This window comes from Candidatus Vondammii sp. HM_W22 (genome assembly GCF_022530855.2).
Lineage (GTDB): Bacteria > Pseudomonadota > Gammaproteobacteria > Chromatiales > Chromatiaceae > Vondammii.
This window is the reverse complement of sequence record NZ_CP099567.1, coordinates 3,067,512-3,084,757: the sequence shown is the minus strand read 5'-3', so window position 1 is coordinate 3,084,757 and position 17,246 is coordinate 3,067,512. Positions and strand designations below refer to the sequence as shown.

The 17,246-nt window shown below is 50.2% G+C and carries 15 protein-coding genes and 6 pseudogenes; 11 read left to right on the top strand and 10 right to left on the bottom strand.

The genetic code is table 11. The annotated features are described in order from the left end of the window. Positions 1-101: 101 nt before the first annotated feature. Positions 102-1,151 (bottom strand): rod shape-determining protein, encoded by a 1,050-nt coding sequence (locus MN084_RS17525; RefSeq protein ID WP_241086048.1) that lies wholly within the window; start codon positions 1,149-1,151, stop codon positions 102-104. Positions 1,152-1,406: 255 nt separating this feature from the next. Between MN084_RS17525 and gatC the strand changes: the two genes are divergently transcribed. The 3 genes from gatC to gatB all read left to right on the top strand — a co-directional run bounded on the left by gatC (position 1,407) and on the right by gatB (position 4,765). Continuing rightward, entirely contained in the window at positions 1,407-1,694 is a 288-nt protein-coding gene (gene gatC, locus MN084_RS17520; RefSeq protein ID WP_241085573.1) for an Asp-tRNA(Asn)/Glu-tRNA(Gln) amidotransferase subunit GatC, read from the top strand. 66 nt (positions 1,695-1,760) lie between these two features. Beyond that, positions 1,761-3,209, top strand: a complete 1,449-nt coding sequence (gatA, locus tag MN084_RS17515; RefSeq protein WP_241085574.1) for an Asp-tRNA(Asn)/Glu-tRNA(Gln) amidotransferase subunit GatA — start codon at positions 1,761-1,763, stop codon at positions 3,207-3,209. A 104-nt stretch (positions 3,210-3,313) separates the two neighbouring features. Beyond that, positions 3,314-4,765 carry an Asp-tRNA(Asn)/Glu-tRNA(Gln) amidotransferase subunit GatB gene (gene gatB, locus MN084_RS17510; protein WP_241085575.1) on the top strand — a complete coding sequence of 484 codons (1,452 nt, stop codon included), beginning with the start codon at positions 3,314-3,316 and terminating at the stop codon, positions 4,763-4,765. 101 nt (positions 4,766-4,866) lie between these two features. Here the strand turns inward: gatB and MN084_RS17505 are convergent, their stop codons facing one another. Both MN084_RS17505 and MN084_RS17500 read right to left on the bottom strand, forming a co-directional pair. Further along, positions 4,867-5,322: an ANTAR domain-containing response regulator gene (locus MN084_RS17505; protein WP_241085576.1), complete on the bottom strand. Its 456-nt coding sequence runs from the start codon at positions 5,320-5,322 to the stop codon at positions 4,867-4,869. Between the two features lie 17 nt (positions 5,323-5,339). Further along, positions 5,340-5,477 carry a hypothetical protein gene (locus MN084_RS17500; RefSeq protein WP_241085577.1) on the bottom strand — a complete coding sequence of 46 codons (138 nt, stop codon included), beginning with the start codon at positions 5,475-5,477 and terminating at the stop codon, positions 5,340-5,342. 155 nt (positions 5,478-5,632) lie between these two features. On the opposite strand from MN084_RS17500, the pseudogene MN084_RS17495 reads away from it, so the two are divergent. Together MN084_RS17495 and MN084_RS17490 are read left to right on the top strand one after the other, a co-directional pair. Next, positions 5,633-6,212 (top strand): annotated as a pseudogene (locus tag MN084_RS17495) (IS1595 family transposase); the annotation flags it as partial. A 207-nt stretch (positions 6,213-6,419) separates the two neighbouring features. Then, positions 6,420-7,365: pseudogene (locus tag MN084_RS17490) on the top strand (IS256 family transposase). A gap of 298 nt (positions 7,366-7,663) precedes the next feature. Here the strand turns inward: MN084_RS17490 and MN084_RS17485 are convergent. The 4 genes and pseudogenes from MN084_RS17485 to MN084_RS17470 form a co-directional block, all read right to left on the bottom strand. Beyond that, positions 7,664-8,326 carry an endonuclease gene (locus MN084_RS17485; protein ID WP_241085578.1) on the bottom strand — a complete coding sequence of 221 codons (663 nt, stop codon included), beginning with the start codon at positions 8,324-8,326 and terminating at the stop codon, positions 7,664-7,666. A gap of 77 nt (positions 8,327-8,403) precedes the next feature. Beyond that, positions 8,404-8,832: a CBS domain-containing protein gene (locus MN084_RS17480; protein WP_241085579.1), complete on the bottom strand. Its 429-nt coding sequence runs from the start codon at positions 8,830-8,832 to the stop codon at positions 8,404-8,406. A gap of 329 nt (positions 8,833-9,161) precedes the next feature. Beyond that, positions 9,162-9,395 carry a hypothetical protein gene (locus MN084_RS17475; protein WP_330178215.1) on the bottom strand — a complete coding sequence of 78 codons (234 nt, stop codon included), beginning with the start codon at positions 9,393-9,395 and terminating at the stop codon, positions 9,162-9,164. Positions 9,396-9,579: 184 nt separating this feature from the next. Beyond that, positions 9,580-10,743 (bottom strand): annotated as a pseudogene (locus tag MN084_RS17470) (IS256 family transposase); the annotation flags it as partial. A gap of 32 nt (positions 10,744-10,775) precedes the next feature. On the opposite strand from MN084_RS17470, the pseudogene MN084_RS17465 reads away from it, so the two are divergent. Beyond that, positions 10,776-11,880: pseudogene (locus MN084_RS17465) on the top strand (IS256 family transposase). Between the two features lie 9 nt (positions 11,881-11,889). Here MN084_RS17465 and MN084_RS17460 read toward each other — a convergent pair. Further along, a complete protein-coding gene (locus MN084_RS17460) occupies positions 11,890-12,033 on the bottom strand; it encodes a hypothetical protein (protein ID WP_241085581.1) in 144 nt (47 codons plus the stop codon). On the opposite strand from MN084_RS17460, the gene MN084_RS17455 reads away from it, so the two are divergent. After that, the gene (locus tag MN084_RS17455; RefSeq protein WP_241085582.1) at positions 12,032-12,553 is read left to right on the top strand and encodes a MotA/TolQ/ExbB proton channel family protein; all 522 of its coding nucleotides are present in this window, start codon (positions 12,032-12,034) and stop codon (positions 12,551-12,553) included. The two genes, MN084_RS17460 and MN084_RS17455, sit on opposite strands and share 2 nt — an antisense overlap. A gap of 118 nt (positions 12,554-12,671) precedes the next feature. Here MN084_RS17455 and MN084_RS20060 read toward each other — a convergent pair. Next, positions 12,672-12,815 (bottom strand): annotated as a pseudogene (locus MN084_RS20060) (IS5/IS1182 family transposase); the annotation flags it as partial. 783 nt (positions 12,816-13,598) lie between these two features. After that, entirely contained in the window at positions 13,599-14,747 is a 1,149-nt protein-coding gene (hemW, locus tag MN084_RS17450; protein WP_241085583.1) for a radical SAM family heme chaperone HemW, read from the bottom strand. A 181-nt stretch (positions 14,748-14,928) separates the two neighbouring features. Here hemW and MN084_RS20055 point away from each other — a divergent pair, with 181 nt between their 5' ends. From MN084_RS20055 to MN084_RS17440, 4 genes and pseudogenes are all read left to right on the top strand, one after another. Next, a complete protein-coding gene (locus MN084_RS20055; protein ID WP_445083854.1) occupies positions 14,929-15,051 on the top strand; it encodes a DUF4372 domain-containing protein in 123 nt (40 codons plus the stop codon). A gap of 7 nt (positions 15,052-15,058) precedes the next feature. Beyond that, a complete protein-coding gene (locus MN084_RS20050; protein WP_445083853.1) occupies positions 15,059-15,286 on the top strand; it encodes a DUF4372 domain-containing protein in 228 nt (75 codons plus the stop codon). Between the two features lie 268 nt (positions 15,287-15,554). After that, positions 15,555-16,025 (top strand): annotated as a pseudogene (locus MN084_RS20045) (IS21 family transposase); the annotation flags it as partial. Positions 16,026-16,290: 265 nt separating this feature from the next. Beyond that, entirely contained in the window at positions 16,291-17,235 is a 945-nt protein-coding gene (locus tag MN084_RS17440; RefSeq protein WP_241085585.1) for an IS1595 family transposase, read from the top strand. The last annotated feature ends 11 nt before the right edge of the window (positions 17,236-17,246 follow it).

The following is a 17,246-nucleotide window of genomic DNA, read 5'->3' as shown; positions in this document are numbered from 1 at the left end:
GAGTGGTTGGTGTTGCGCTCTTCCTCGGTGCGGCTCTGAATCTTAGGTTTTCGCGCCCTGCTGCGCGGGAACCAGAGAATCTTGTGGTGTTACACTCGTGGTCATTCCAGAGCGAACAGCAGCTCCCCGCCCCGTTCATCAAGCATCTCCAAGGCTTTTCCTCCGCCTCTGGCAACGCAGGTCAGGGGATCTTCTGCAACCAGTACCGGCAGTCCAGTTTCTTCCTCCAGAAGACGGTCTATGTCCCGCAGCAAGGCACCGCCACCGGTGAGAACGATGCCGCGTTCAGCAACATCGGCGCCCAATTCGGGAGGGGTCTGCTCTAGCGCGACTCTGACTGCGCCTACGATCCCTGAGAGTGGCTCCTGCATTGCTTCGAGTATCTCATTGCTATTAAGGGTGAAGCTGCGGGGAATACCTTCGGCCAGATTCCGGCCATTGATCTCGATCTCCTTCACTTCATTGCCGGGGAAGGCAATGCCAATCTCCTTTTTCACCAGCTCTGCAGTGGCTTCACCGATCAGCGTGCCGTAGTTGCGCCGGACATAGTTGATAATTGCCTCATCGAAGCGGTCTCCGCCGATACGTACTGAATTGGAGTAGACAATACCGTTGAGTGAGATAATGGCCATTTCCGAAGTGCCACCCCCGATATCCAGGACCATAGAGCCAAGGGCCTCATCCACCGGCAGGCCGGCTCCAATGGCTGCAGACTTGGGTTCTTCGATCAGGTAGACCTCCCGGGCGCCGGCGCCGGCGGCTGATTCGCGGATGGCGCGGCGTTCCACCTGGGTGGAGTTGCAGGGAACACAGATCAGTACTCTCGGGCTGGGACGGATCAGTTTGCTCTCATGTACTTTATGAATAAAGTGCTGGAGCATCTTTTCGGTTACCGTAAAGTCGGCTATAACGCCGTCTTTCATCGGTCTGATCGCTGTGATATTGCTAGGGGTACGCCCCAGCATCAGCTTTGCCTCTTCTCCCACAGCAGCTACGGATTTGCCACCACCCGGACCTCTGTCCTGGCGAATGGCGACTACGGAGGGTTCATCGAGCACAATCCCCTGGCCACGGGCGTAGATCAGGGTGTTGGCAGTGCCGAGGTCAATGGCAAGGTCGTTGGAGAAGAGACCGCGAATGCGTCTGAACAACATAGTGAAATAGTATTCCCTTGGGATATTTGTGGATTCGGATGGAGATCTTGCAGCTACCTTTTGGAGCTGCGAACCGGGTCTTTTTCAGACTTCGTCGCTCTGGCTGCTCTCCTCGAAAGGTGTAATTTAACAATCGGAGGGGGTCCGGGGCAAGGGAACAGTGCCACATTAAAGTGTATTTTCCTGCTCACCCGGGGTTAAATGTGTTAGTTTCCCCATTTTTTATGTCTAATAGTGTTGTCGAGAAAATACATGTTCCTGGAAAAATCTGATGTAGAGAATATTGCTCACTTGGCTCGGCTGGCAGTGAGTGAAGGTGAACTTGATTCCGTTGCCAGCGATCTATCAAATATACTCGACCTAGTGGAGCAGATGAATGCAGTAGATACCGCAAATGTTGAGCCTATGTCTCATCCCCTGTATATGCTTCAGCGACTGCGTGAAGACGTTGTGACAGAGACGGATCAGCGCGATCTGTTTCAGTCCATTGCGCCAGAGACGGAGAATGGGCTCTATTTGGTGCCCAAGGTGCTTGAGTAACCACCAGACGAAGAGGCTTTCGGGCTTGATCTGAAGCCACATGAAACCTGATATGGATCGATTTCCATGCATAACAAAAGTATTGTCGAACTCTCAGCCGGATTGCGTGCCGGCGAGTTTTCCAGCGTCGAGCTGGCCCAGACCTGCCTGGACCGGATTGGTAAGCAAAGTGAGAGGCTCAACAGTTTTATCACGGTGGCAGGGGCGGCAGCGCTGAAAGAGGCGGAAATTGCAGATGCACTGATTCGCCGCGGCGATGCCGGACCGCTTGCTGGGATTCCCATTGCTCACAAGGATATTTTTTGTACCGCCGGTATCAAAACCAGTTGCGGTTCCCTGATGCTGGATAATTTCATTTCGCCCTACGACGCTACAGTGGTGGCAAGGCTGAAAGCGGCCGGTGTTGTCATGCTGGGTAAGACCAACATGGATGAGTTTGCCATGGGCTCTTCCAGTGAGACTAGTCACTATGGCCCGGTGCGCAATCCCTGGGATACCGATGTAGTGCCTGGTGGATCATCCGGTGGCTCGGCATCTGCCGTGGCGGCGCGGCTCTGTGCGGCGGCAACAGGGACAGATACCGGCGGATCCATCCGCCAGCCGGCGGCACTGTGCGGCATTACTGGTTTGAAGCCTACTTATGGGCGGGTATCCCGCTATGGCATGATCGCATTTGCATCATCCCTGGATCAGGGCGGACCTATGACCCGGAGTGCGGAAGACGCTGCTATTATGCTTCAGGCCATGGCGGGCTTTGATGAGCGGGATTCGACCAGTGTGGATCGGTCGGTGCCGGATTATTCTGCGACACTGGGAGATGATCTGACGGGGTTGAAAATTGGCCTTCCCAAAGAGTATTTCGATGACGGGCTGGATTTCCAGGTGGCTGAATCTGTTGAGGCCGCTATTGGTGAGTACAAACGTCTCGGTGCAGAGGTGGTCGAGATCAGTCTGCCCAATACCCGCCTAGCGGTACCCACCTACTATGTGGTTGCGCCGGCTGAGTGTTCTTCCAATCTTTCCCGTTTTGATGGTGTCCGTTATGGCTACCGTTGTGATGGTTCGCAGGACCTGGAGGACCTCTACAAGCGGTCACGTGGCGAGGGTTTTGGCACCGAGGTCAAGCGCCGGATCATGATCGGTACCTACGCGCTTTCTGCCGGTTACTATGATGCTTACTATCTCAAGGCGCAACAGATCAGGCACCTGATTTCAGACGATTTCAATGCCGCTTTTAAACAGGTCGATGTCATTATGGGTCCCACTGCTCCTTCCACTGCGTTTGCGATCGGTGAGAAGGCCGATGATCCGGTGACTATGTATCTGTCGGATATTTATACCATTGCGGTGAATCTTGCCGGATTGCCAGGTATCTCTATTCCAGTTGCTCCAGTTGCAGGGAAGCCTGTGGGGTTGCAGATTATCGGCGACTATTTTCAGGAGGCCGAGCTGTTGAATGTGGCCCATCGTTTCCAGCAGGCGACAGACTGGCACCGTGATGCGCCTGCTTTGTAGGCGCAGAAACAAGCAAATGGGTTGTGCAAAGAGTCACTGAATCGTATTAGCCACTAATCACCCCGGCAGTAAAAGTAAAGGGGTACAGAATTTGGAACAAACCTATGCAATGGGAAACTGTAATCGGGCTTGAGATTCATGCTCAGTTGGCAACCAAGTCGAAAATATTCTCGGGCGCCGCAACTGCGTTTGGGGCGGAACCGAATACTCAGGCTTGCAATGTGGATCTGGGCATGCCCGGTGTGCTGCCTGTACTTAACCGGGATGTGGTGAAGAAAGCAGTGACCTTCGGTTGTGCCATTGGGGCAGAGCTGGGTCATCGATCTGTTTTTGCCCGCAAGAACTACTTCTACCCTGACCTACCAAAGGGCTATCAGATCAGCCAGCTAGAACATCCCATCGTGGGCAAGGGTTCGGTGAAAATTCTGACTGCTGACGGCGATATCAAGATAATTGGCGTGACTCGTGCTCATCTGGAAGAGGATGCAGGTAAGTCGCTGCATGAGGATTTCCTGGGTAAGACCGGGATTGATCTGAACCGGGCAGGTACCCCTTTGCTGGAGATTGTATCCGAGCCGGATATGCGCTCTGCCAACGAGGCTGTTGCCTATGCCAGGAAGATCCACCAGATTGTCTGCTACCTGGGGATCTGCGATGGCAACATGCAGGAGGGTTCGTTCCGCTGTGATGCCAATGTCTCGGTCAGAATCAAGGGTGAGGAGAGACTCGGTATCCGGGCTGAACTGAAAAACATCAACTCGTTCCGCTTTCTGGAGCGGGCTATCAATCTGGAGGTGGAGCGGCAGATTGAGTGCATCGAAGATGGTTATAAAGTAGCCCAGGAGACCCGGCTGTATGATGCCGACAAGGATGAGACACGGTCCATGCGCTCAAAGGAGGAGGCCAATGACTACCGCTATTTTCCAGACCCGGATCTGTTGCCGGTAGAGCTGGATGATGAACTGATCCGGACGATAACAGCCGATCTTCCTGAGTTGCCGGATGCGAAGCGCAGCCGTTTCAGCTCGGAATATGGCCTCAAGGCCTATGATGCAGAGGTGCTCACCGCTAACAAGGCGCTGGCTGATTATTTTGAGGCGACGGCAAAAGTGGCGGGTGATGCCAAATTGACGACCAACTGGGTGATGGGCGAGTTATCCGGTGCGCTGAACAGAGAGGGCAAGACCATTACTGCGTGTCCGGTGACGGCTGAGATGCTCGGTGGCCTGTTGTGCCGGATCAGTGACAATACTATCTCCGGCAAGATCGCCAAGCAGGTGTTCGAGTCAATTTGGGCCGGTGAAGGCAGTGCTGATGAGGTGATCGAAGCAAAGGGTCTGAAGCAGATCACCGACAGCGGCGCTATTGAGTCGATAGTCGATGAGGTGCTGGCGGCTAATGCAGGCCAAGTGGAGAGTTATCGTAAGGCAGATGAGAAAAAACAGTCAAAAATGCTTGGCTTTTTCGTCGGTCAGGTGATGAAGGTCTCTAAAGGGAAGGTAAACCCACAGCAGGTCAACGAATTACTGCAGAAGAAGCTCTCTTCTACTGAATAGAGTTCGTCTGAAACGCCTAAAAAATAACGCGGAGAATACGCGAAGACTTCAGAGTGAAAAACAAGAAAAGGCCCTGCGATTTTTTCTTTGATTTTTTGCCGCTAATGTTTTTTTCCGGAGCTACTTTTGTGGATCTGGTTGATTAAGTCGTTTTTCCCCTCCGTTATCTCAACCAGATTGCGGGCAACGTCGATCAGCTTGCACCGTGTTGTACGGGAGTAGCTTCTCAGTGCTTCAGATGCCTGCTGCTTTGACACATTGAATCTTTCCATGAATATGCCTACGGCAACGCTGATATCCCGGTTGCGGTTTAGTGCATCCATCAGGTTTGTCTCGTTGTTATGCAGTTTGTCCCGCTCAGCCGCCCGCTCCAGGGCGGTCTCTATAGTCGGGATCAGCTGGCTGGCCACCACAGGTTTTACCAGATAGCCTAGTGCGCCCTCCTTGACCGCAAGCTCCACCACCTCTTTTTCACAAAAGGCAGTGAGAAAAATTGATTGTACGCCCGCTTTCTCTCGTAGCTGTCGGGCTGCTTCTATACCAAAAGTACCGGGCATCTGGATGTCGAGAATCGCTAGGTCAGGCCGCTCTTTACAGCCTGGTCACCATCTGAGGCTGAAAATACCTGGTAGCCTGCATTCTGCAGCCCTTTTGAAATGGTTGTGAGCATCATGATGTCGTCGTCGGCGACAAGAATTTTATTTCCACACACGATGTAACTCCTTAATTTCAAAGATAACTGTGTAAACATCTGCCGAGTTTGTGGGTACTATGTTTTAAATACTTTCCTGATTACCTACCAGGCTCAGCTATTGAGCCAGTGGTCATTGCATAATAGAAGCCACTGAACACAGAGGGGTTTCTATCATGCCGAAAAATACAGTGCAGTTTCAAAAAGGTCTTGGTTTGCACGAATTTATTGAAAAACATGGTTCTGAAGAGCAATGCCAACAAGCATTGTACCAACTGCGTTGGCCTACCGGATATATATGTCCTGAGTGTGGCAACACAACAGGTTGTGAACTCAAAAGCCGTAAGGTATATCAGTGCCACAAATGCCACCACCAAAGCTCCCTGACTGCTGGCACCATCTTTCACGGCACCAAGCTGCCGTTGAAGAAGTGGTTTCTGGCCATCTATTTGTTGACTCAGCGTAAAATAGAGTACTTCTGCCTTGCAACTGTCCCGTGAAATTGGTGTGAACTACAATACAGCCTGGAAGCTCAAGCACAAACTGATGCAGGTGATGATGGAACGTCAGAGTCAAAAAAACTGGCTGGTCGCATCGAGATGGATGATGCCTAATATTGGTGGTGAGAAACCGGGAAAGCGTGGGCGAGGGTCTCGTAATAAAATTCCTTTCGTGGCAGCTGTTGAGACGACGCAAGACGGCAGGCCAATGAAGATCCAACTGCGTCGGCTCCGCGGTTTTCAGAGTGCCCGGCTAAATCTGTCTTTAACCCATTGATTCAGTTGTTTGAACTGACTTTCTGGATCACTGTTGTTAAATTGTCATTCACACTCCTTCAAAATAGAGATAAAAATGGTCCTTTGGTGTGCCGTTAAACTGACGCGTATGTCGCCTGCCTGAGGTTGTCCTGAATTCTGTGTAACTGTCTATCATTAAACCCAAGCGTGGTTGAGGACAGGCACTATGAACAAGAAAGAACTACAGGCGATCGCTCATGCGGCCGCTAAAAATATCAAGACGGAAGACGACCTCAAAGACTTTTTTGCAGATGCTAACCAAGATTACGACCGAAGCGGCACTGAACGCTGAGTTAGATGATCATCTTGGCTTTGAAAGGCACGAGCAGTCCGCCGCTGCCAATAACCGCAACGGCTATGCCAGTAAGACTAACCGAACGGAAGCTGGCCAGTTCGAGCTCGATACACCACGCGACAGAGCTGGGAGTTTCGAGCCCAAGCCCGTTAAAAAACACCAGCGTCGATTTACTTCCATGGACGACAAGATTATTTTCTTGTATGCTCAGGGCATGACAACACGAGAAATCGTCACGACCGTTAAAGAAATGTACGGTGCTGATGTCTCCGCCACCTTGATTCCCAAAGTGACTGACGCTGTTATTGAACAAGTGATTGAATGGCAATCTAGGCCACTGGATGCGGTCTATCTCATTATTTACCTGGATTGTATTGTCGTAAAAATCCGGCAAGACAAGAAAGTGATCAATAAGGCAATTTATCTGGCACTGGGCGTGAACATGGAGGGCCACAAGGAATTGTTGGGGCTCTGGCTGTCAGAGAATGAGGGTGCCAAGTTCTGGCTCAATGTACTCACAGAGCTCCAGAATCGCGGCGTGAAGGATATCCTGATAGCCTGTATCGATGGCCTGAAGGGCTTTCCAGACGCAATCGATACAGCATTTCCCGAGACTCAGATCCAGCCAATGAACAGCGTGGTTCACAAGGTAATTAAAAAACGGAAGCTATTTCCGACCGACGATTCGGTAATGAAAGTAGTGTACCTGGCGGTGCAGCAAGCATCAAAAAAATGGACCATGCCGATTCGCAATTGGAAACCAGCACTGAATAGATTTATGATTGAGTTCGAAGAACGCTTGGCGGAGTACGTTTAACCTGGGCAGTTACACGGAAATCGTTGCACCCTCCTGAATCTTTATCCTGAGGGGGTGGTTGGGTGATACTTACCCTCTCGATTAGGGGAAGAGCCCATTCAATAAGCGGCCTATTTCCTTAAAGCTCTTTCCTTGCAGGCGGAGCTGAGCAGCTTGCTGTCCCAGGAGTTCTTGTTGCTATCAGTGCCGAGCTCGCATACATCTATTTTCATGCAAGCGTTATATTAATATGTAAATGTCCGCCGGGTTAATAGTATCTCCATACCCTCTGGCACGGACTTGTTGAAGACTTAGGGCATCAGAAACGGACGTTGTCGCCCGAACGCGGGTTATCTATAAATCGGTTGCGAGTACCCTGCCGCCTAGCAATCAGGTCATTACGCTGCCGCTCCTCTGCATCGGGTGGGTCTTGCCGGTTCCACTTTTTCAGCAATATTCCTTGGCGTTTGTAGATCGGCAAGTCATAATTGTCATGCATATACAGCATGGCTCTTGCAATATTGCCGCGACTGGCTGGGCCCGGTTCAACCAGTCGGCGCCGGTTGTCGAATTCGAAATCGCAGCGTCCAAAATCCCATCTCTCACTTTCAATCAATCCGAAGGGTGTACTCCCTCTGGCTTTATTGATATTTTTGAGTGACGGGTAAAAGTTATGCATATCGGCTTCAATGCGGTTGAATCGGGGGCTGGCTTGCCGACACAGTTTGCGGCTTCGGCACCCCTCTGCCCTTGTGACCCATGCCATTAGGTAGACATGTTCAATATTGACCGACCTGCCGTGGCGGCGGCCAAAGCGTTTGCTGCAGTAGAGGTTTTTGCCGCCTTTGGGATAGATTTTGTCCCAGAATCTCGGAAAAGCTTGAAAATACTCCTTAAAAGCCGTCTGACCGGCGGCTTGGGGCTGGGATGTAATAGCCAGCATCAGCAGTGCCGACAGGAGTAATGAGTTTATCCGGAACATGGAGAGCCACCCTCTCTACTTTAATGCGGAGATAGAGAGGGTAGCAGAAAAAGGGAGGGCGGATCGAATGGATAAATTCAGGCGGCGATATATTCCCGCAGATATTTAATTTCGACAGTGATATCCTTTAGCTGAGCTTTAACTAGATCGCCGATAGAGATTATGCCGATGGGTTTTCCATCGTCAAGAATCGGCAAATGACGGAACCTGTGTTCTGTCATCATCGACATTGCCTCATCAACGCTGGTTTCGGGAGAGGCGACAATAATATCCCGGGTCATGGCATCGTCAACCAGGGCGTTGGTCAGATCTCCCTTTCGATGATAGCAGGCGCGCAGGATATCTCTTTCTGTGGCAATACCCAGTAACCCGCCATCACCCGACTCGACCAGCAGTGACCCCACTTTGCGGTCACACATCAGTTCGATGGCCTGCAGCAGGTTGGTTGAGGCCTTTATGGTAATAATACCCGAAGCTTTTCGCGCGAGTAGTTCTCTCAATGTCATCTATATCCTCTCCTAGTTGTGGTCTGCCCGTATTGGATCGATTTACAGTTAAGTATAGGCGGGATTCAGCAGATGGAAATTTCAATGCTGTGGCCAGACTGTGGAATAAACGCTGCTACATTGCTATAGTTGTTGCAACATTCTGTAATTCAAAGGATTAATCGGGGGGATAATGATGGCGCTATTGCTACCCAAAGGTGGGATGATGCCTCTATACTGGTCGGCATGCTACTGGGTTGTGCTCAGGCGTGTCTTCGATCTTGTGATGCGTTTTGGGACACCCAGCCCCCAAACGTACTCGATAGTCGACAGCCTGTTATTGCCCCCTGTTATTGCCCCGGGCTTTTTTCAACCTGCTGAGGCTGCTGGTGGTCATTGGCGGTACCATTGCTGCGGTGTTCATCAGTTATCCAGTGCAGGAATAGCGTAAAGTTTACAAGAGCTTTCGGAATATCTGGCATCATAATGAATTGGCGGATGACCGAAAGATCGATAGAGATTGTGCAGGCCTCCATACCGCTCGGCAGGGGGCAGTTTTCGGCAATTGAAGATGAGCCTGCCAAGGTCAATAATCCTTTTCTGTGCACGGGTATTCAGCTGGTGATCGACCGCACACAGCCTGAAGATATCGAATCCACTGCTGAAGTGGCGAATAACTCAGGCGCAGCGAGGGTGCAGAAGCCTAGGTGTTTTGCTCCATGGCGGCAATTTGCGCGTTATTGTCAAAAGTGATGTATCAGTCATTTCTCAAGCAGCGATCTGGTCTGATTTATCTATCTCGACTCCATCTTTAAATGGCACCCCTTTTATTACCTTGGCGAAATAATTAAACTTGCGCAGTTTGCGCCAGTTTTTCTTAGCACATTGGCTGAGCTTGAACAGCATATGCAGCAACCATCTCTGGACAAACAGCCCTTGGAGCGCTTCGTGCGGTGGCGGATGGTGGCAAACGTCGATTCAATAGGATTGTCGTCCTGAGGCCTTGCCAGTGCTGGGCGAGAAAATCATAGAACGCCAGCAATTCTTCCCGATCTTTTTGCAGGTAGAGTGTGGCTTTCGGATATTTTGGCTCGTAAGCCTTCACAAACAGCTCCAAGGCTTTCTCTGCATTATCCTGGGTATCGGCTTGCCAGATATCGTGCACCGTCTGCTTGGCTTTTGGCTGTAATGACTTTGACAAGGTATTGAGCACATGACCCGTTTTATGCATCCAGCAGCGTTGCTGACGGGTTTCCGGGTAGGTCCCCTCCAAGGCGGCCGGGACCCATGGCACCATCACCGATAGCCAGTGCCAGACTGTTCATTCCACGTAATTTCAACTTCAGCAGGACTTCATGCCAGCTCTGCGTCGACTCCCGGTCACCATCTTCTATCACCAGAAAATGCTTCTCATCCCGTTCATTGACACCAATAATAACCAATGTGCAGAGTTTTGCCTGTTCAGCTCTCAGGCCACTGTAGATGTCGTCTACCCAAATGTATACTCAGCGAGCTTTGCCCAATCTGGTGGCACACCAATCCCGATACTCCTATGCCTATACCTGCTTCAGTCGGGAAACCGTACTGGCAGATAGCTCTCTTGCTTCCGGGCCGATCCGCACCTTGAGTGCTTCCCCCATCTCACCGCGGCTTATACTCTTGAGATACAGCCAGGAAATCGCGGCTTCCAGCGAACGGGTTTTGCGAATATAGGGGGACCGACGCAGTGTGGAAAGTGATTGGGTCTCCGGATCTAGAGTTTACCTTGGGTACCTTCACGGTCACTGGACCTCGCCTGTCTGGATGACTTGTTACCGGCAGGTAGCCATTGCCTACAGCAGCAGCATGACCACACTCGGTTTGTTGTCCGGCAATTGGGATAACAAGGCTTGCAACTGAGACTATCCTGAATTCTATGTAATTGCCTATCATTAAACCCAAACAAGGGAGAGGATAAGCAGATGATCGACAAGAAAGAGCTCCAGGCGATAGCCCAGGCGGCCGCTAAAAACATCAAAACTGAAGAAGATCTCAACGAGTTTCGGCAAATGCTGACCAGGATCACGTTCGAGGCAGCACTCAATGCTGAACTGGCTGATCATCTTGGCTTTGCCAAGCATCAACAATCCGAAGCGAGTAATAGCCGCAACGGCACTACCAGCAAGACCTTGCAAACGGAAGATGGCCAGTTTGAACTGGATACCCCGCGAGATAGAGCGGGCAGCTTTATTCAAGGAGATGTATGGGGCCGATGTCTTTGCCACACTCATATCCAAAGTCACTGATGCAGTTATCGAACAGGTTGTTGAATGGCAATCTCTCCCCCTGGATGCGATTTATCCTATTGTTTATCTGGACTGCATTGTCGTTAAAATCAGGCAAGACAAGAAAGTGATCAACAAAGCGATTTACCTCACTCTGGGCGTTAACCTGGAAGGCCACAAGGAATTATTAGGGATGTGGTTATCGGAGAATGAGGGGGCTAAATTCTGGCTGAACGTGTTGACAGAGCTTCAAAGCCGCGGTGTGAAGGATATTTTGATTGCCTGTGTCGAAGGCTTAAAAGGCTTTCCTGATGCCATCAACACGGCCTTTCCGGACACCCAGATCCAGCTCTGTATCGTGCATATGGTACGGAACTCGATGAAGTAGGTGCCTTGGAAAGACTACAAGCCTGTCACGGCTGATTTGAAAAAGATTTACCAGTCCATCACCGAGGAAGAAGCCTTATTGGCGCTGGATAAATTCTCTGACCGATGGGACAACAAGTACCCCAGGATCAGCCGCTCCTGGCGTGCCCATTGGGAGAACCTGAACACGCTGTTCAACTACCCGGAGGACATACGAAAGGTGATCTACACGACCAACGCCATTGAGTCACTGAACAGTGTCATTCGCAAAGTGATCAAAAAACGGAAATTATTTCCAACCGATGACTCGGCAAAGAAGGTAATCTATCTGGCAATCCAGGCCGCATCGAAAAAGTAGACAATGCCGATCCGTCATTGGAAACCAGCACTGAATAGATTTATGATTGGGTTCGGAGAACGCTTAGCGGTATACATTTAACCCAGGCAGTTACACAGAAAACTTTACAGGCTCTTGCAACTCCGCTTCTATCGCTTGTTCAATCAGCTTTCGGCCTCCCATTCTGAGCAACTCTGTCAGTGGATCAGCGATCTGCTCTCGATCTTCGATCGAAACAATTGTATTCTTAACCATGGTGGCGTATCTCATTGGTTGTTTGATTGCTTTGCAGTCTCAAATCAACCAGATACTCCGCTCTTTTCGGTGCCTGTCAAACACTGTTTTCAGTTATACTCCGGCATTTGCGTCGGCTTTTGGCACAGATGGAACCCTGCTGGGCTTGGTCAACATGCTGTACGCCATGGGCGGTGCCAACTTTGAAGTAATCGGCCGCAGTCTGGGTCTTGCGCTGATAACGACTCTCTATGGTATTGTGCTGGCTAATCTGCTGCTGCGTCCCACCGCTATCAAGCTGGGGTGCCGGACAGAGCCGCGTGCGATACTGATGCACATGGTCCTCGAAGGGATCAGTATGCTGGGACAGAATCGCAACCCCAGCTTTATCCGCGAAACACTCAACTCTTTCGTTACACAGTACCGCGGCAGAGAGAGGGCAGCGAGCAAGGTGGAGCGCCGCAACCTCCCCACGCCTCTTGATTGGGGTGATGAAGACGATCGTCGGGACCCTGATACTAGCTCATGGGTGATTATCTAGCTATCCCTGAATTATCAGGCCGAGGATCTGGTTCCTTGAACCTTTCAGATCTGATTCTCCGCCCATTATCTGGAATAATCATACGATTTCCCGCTAACCTTATCCAAGCACAATAAAACCAAGCCAACAACTTGGCTAAATTATATCCTGCTGCCGCCAAAACCACATCAGCTTCATTACCATATTCAGCTTTAAGGTAGTTTCGATTTAGCCTATTGTCTGATTTAAGGTGCCCAAGAACCGGCTCGATAGCGGTTCGGCGCTTCATCCATTTTCGGGTTGATCGAGTCGCCCTCTTAAGGAGCCCGCCACAGAGCTTAACGTCAATTTTATCGCCTACGCGGTGTCCAGAGTAACCTTGATCACAATATGCATTCTTGAGCTTTCGGCTGCTCAAGCTCTTCGCTTGTTCAAGCGGCCGCCAAGAGTGTATGCCCATCATAAGGTGTTATCCGTCAAACTCTGTGCGCCAACGAACCAGGCTGGAGGAGTGTAAAGGGAGTTCGTGTTGCAGGTATTGAAATCTACAAAAATACTGTCAATATGGGTTTTCAATCCAGCGTTTCACAACGGTTTCATCGCTCTCATTAAGGTGTACTTGAGGCCGCCAGTAAACGAGTGGGTAACGGGGGCTGGCCAGCGCCTTCGTTGTAAATGACATCAATGTCAGCCTTAAGTTTTTCTCCGTTCATCTTCACGGATAATCGCACCAATGGGTGCGAGAGGTTTAAGATCTGAGAAAGTTGTGAACGGAATAAATCAGCACTGTTATCCGGTTTTTGTAGTTTCATGTTTGCAAGGTTTTGATGTTGAAGGGGGGGCTTTTCTTGCAAACTATTTTATCATAAATGGCTTATTAATTAATATTTATCATATGGTTATAAACAATTCATGGGCGACTGAATAGGCTCCTTCAGTGGAGGCAAACGATTTTACTATCAGTAATTCCTGCTCATCGGCATCAGCAGGTTTTGATAGACAAGCCCCACTGGGCAGCTCTTCTGTGCTTGTAGTCAGCGCAAAGACTTCTCTAAAATACCACCCATCAGGCAAGCGAAGTCAATAAATCATCCAGAAACCGCCCACCAAGTGGAGTAGGGCAGACATGCCCTTCAATGGGCTCTATAAGAGCTTGATCAAACGCATTTTTTAGTAATTTCTGCAGCTCTTTCTCAGACAGGCCTGTGCGATCAGAGAAGAGTGTTGTGGGAAATCCATCGGTGAGCCTTAGAGCATTCATCAGAAACTCAAGCATCAGATCCTGCTTATTGAGTATTCTGCTCCCAGCAACAACGCTGGGGTTTTCTGCATGGGTTAGGTAATCCTGCGGGCTTTGTAGCCGCCACCGGCGCTCCACCTGCCCGGGTGGCCGGGTCAATTTACCATGTGCCCCTGCACCAATACCGATATAGTCACCAAACTGCCAGTAGTTCAGGTTATGCTTGCACCGCTTGCCGGGAAGGGCAAAAGCCGACACCTCATACTGCCCATAACCGGCAGCGGCCAATGTCCCATGGCCCTGGCACTGGACCTGCCATAGATCATCCTCTGGCGGGAGGGGAGGCGGGTGATGGTGAAACAGGGTATTTAACTCCAAGGTCAGTTGATAATAGGAGATATGAGTTGGCTCCAGGCTAATGGCATGCTCTACGTCTTTCAACGCCTGCTCCGGCGTTGCACCTGGCAGACCAAACATCAGGTCGATATTAAAATTATCAAAACCGGCTGATTTAGCGGATACTACTGCTTTCACTGCCTCGTCCGGACCATGTATCCGGCCCAGCCGGGCCAGAGCATCGGCGGAAAAGCTCTGAACACCAATTGATAGCCGGTTTACCCCGGCATCCCGGTAGCCTGCATATCGTCCCGACTCTAGCGTGCCGGGGTTGGCCTCCAGGGTCACCTCCATTCCATCTTCACAGGACATACGTGAACGAATGCCTTTCAGAAGCAGCCCAATGGCCTCTGCAGAGAAGAGACTGGGAGTGCCCCCACCGATAAAAATAGAACCGATTTCGCGCCCGGCTACCAGCGGCAGGTCGTGCTCCAGGTCAGCTAATAAAGCAGTGATATATGCTCTTTCTTCAACGCTGTCCGTTATTTTATGGGAGTTGAAGTCACAATAGGGGCACTTGCTGATACACCAGGGAATATGGAGATATATAGAAAGAGGTGGAACATTAAGGGGTAGCATAGAAATTAAAGATCTTTATAAAATGCATATTAAAATATCACTACTGTCCGGTAAAAATGCCGTGGATCGATTCTAACATGATGTTCTCTATATAAAATCAGGCATTTTATGGGTGTTACCGGCTTGAATAGAACAAACTATTCTGGCCGTACTGCACGCTTTGATCTTTTTGGAGCCAAGCATGTATACGGGTCAGCTTGTTTTCTCCCAGGTGACCGACCATCTTCTAATGCATACATTCCGACGTTGCGTGCAACGCTACCGAGGCGAGCGGTATGTAAAACGATTTCGTTGTCTCGGCTAATCTCAGGATGGTACTCGTACAACTGACCTATCGGGAAAGCCTCCGGGATATCGAAGCCTGTACTGCGAGTACAGAGCAAGCTTTATCACATGGGCATCCGCTCCAGGGTCGTACGCAGTATACTTTCCCATTCCAGCGAGCAACGCAATTGGTGCATCTATGCCGACTTCGCGCAAGTCTTGATTCGAGTAGCCAGAACGCTTTATGCAAAAGAAGATCTCGGTCCGGAACTTGACAACATCGTATATGCACTCGACATTCTTCTACCCGAGACCGGGGCCTTCTATATCATGGATTGAGGCTATGTGGATTTCGAACGGCTCTTCACCCTGCACATTGCAGGCGCTTTCTTCGTTATCCGCGCCAAATCCAATACTCTGTTCTGTACCAACGTTGCTATTCAAAACCAGTGGACAAATCGACTAGCCTGAAGGATGATCGGGCCGTGATGCCAACGGGCGCAACAACAGAAAGCTTCACGTGTCGCCGGTAGTGGCACCTAGGTACTATTGGCCTTTGCTGGAGAAACTTTTCAGTTTGATTGGAGCGAGGACTACGTTGTTCTGGGTGGCAAAAGCACCAAGTGACAGATTGCCCGGTTCAAGCTCAGTAGCCGCCGTGCTTTCTTTCTGCGCGCTTATCCCCCAAATCCAGGAGATGCCTTTGACGCGCACAACCCGGCCTTCAGGGTGCTGGAGCGTGGTATCTACGACACTATGAAGACCGCTATTGATAAGGCCCATCGCGGTAAGAGGCGTGTGCTCAATACTCGCTTCGAGGTCATGGCCAGCCACTTCATGTTTGAGTCCGACTTTTGTAACTCAGTCGCAGGCTGGGAGAAGGGCTGGATAGAAAAAAATGTTCGAGATTCCCGCTATCGCCTCTGGCATCAGGCGTTGGCATTTGCGGATCTTGATGTGCTGAACATCTGGCTGGAACAGCGCTATAAGACCTTATGGCAAGAGATCCGTCATCCTGAGTACAAAGACAGCACAATTGCCGATGCCTGGCAGGACGAAGTGGTTCGCCTGATGTCGATTCCTGCGCCCTTTGGCGGATATATAGAACACAGTAAGCGGGTTTGTGGCCCTTGGTACCGGTAAAACCTTCCTGGCGACTGCAATCGCGGTACAGGCCATTCAGCACCATCATAAACTTACCTGATTACCTACCAAGCTCAGCTATTGAGCCAGTGGTCATTGCATAGTAGAAGCCACTGAACACAGAGGGTTTTCTATCATGCCAAAAAATACAGTGCAGTTTCAAAAAGGTCCTAGTTTGCACGAATTTATTGAAAAATATGGTTCTGAAGAGCAATGTCAACAAGCATTGTACCGACTGCGTTGGCCTACCGGATATATATGTCCTGAGTGTGGCAACACAACAGGTTGTGAACTCAAAAGCCGTAAGATATATCAGTGCCATAAATGCCACCACCAAAGCTCCCTGATTGCTGGCACCATCTTTCACGGCACCAAGCTGCCGTTGAAGAAGTGGTTTCTGGCCATCTATTTGTTGACTCAGCGTAAAAAAAGTACTTCTGCCTTGCAACTGTCCCGTGAAATTGGTGTGAACTACAATACAGCCTGGAAGCTCAAGCACAAACTGATGCAGGTGATAATGGAACGTCAGAGTCAAAAAAAACTGGCTGGTCGCATCGAGATGGATGATGCCTGTATTGGTGGTGAGAAACCGGGAAAGCGTGGGCGAGGGTCTCGTAATAAAATCCCTTTCGTGGCAGCTGTTGAGACGACGCAAGACGGCAGGCCAATGAAGATCCAACTGCGTCGGTTCCGCGGTTTTCAGAGTGCGGAGATCGCTCGATATGCCAGATCCAGTCTGTGTGCTGGCAGCACAGTTTTTTCTGATGGGCTCTACTGCTTCAGAGCAGTTACAGATGCTGGATGTGATCATATGCCTATCGTCACTGGCGGTGGGCGAAAGTATACCCAGCTATCCACCTTTAAATGGCTGAATACCATGCCTGGTAATATCAAGAATGCTTTGCAGGGAACCTTTCATGCTATTCGTAAAAAACACGTACCTTGTTATCTCGCCAAGTTTGAATATCGCTTTAATCGCCGGTTTAATCTTCCTGCTATGATTGAACGATTGCTCTGCGTCGCGTTACGTACACCACCGATGCCTTATCCCCTCCTGAGAATGGCTGAGGTTTATGGGTAATCAAGTAAATC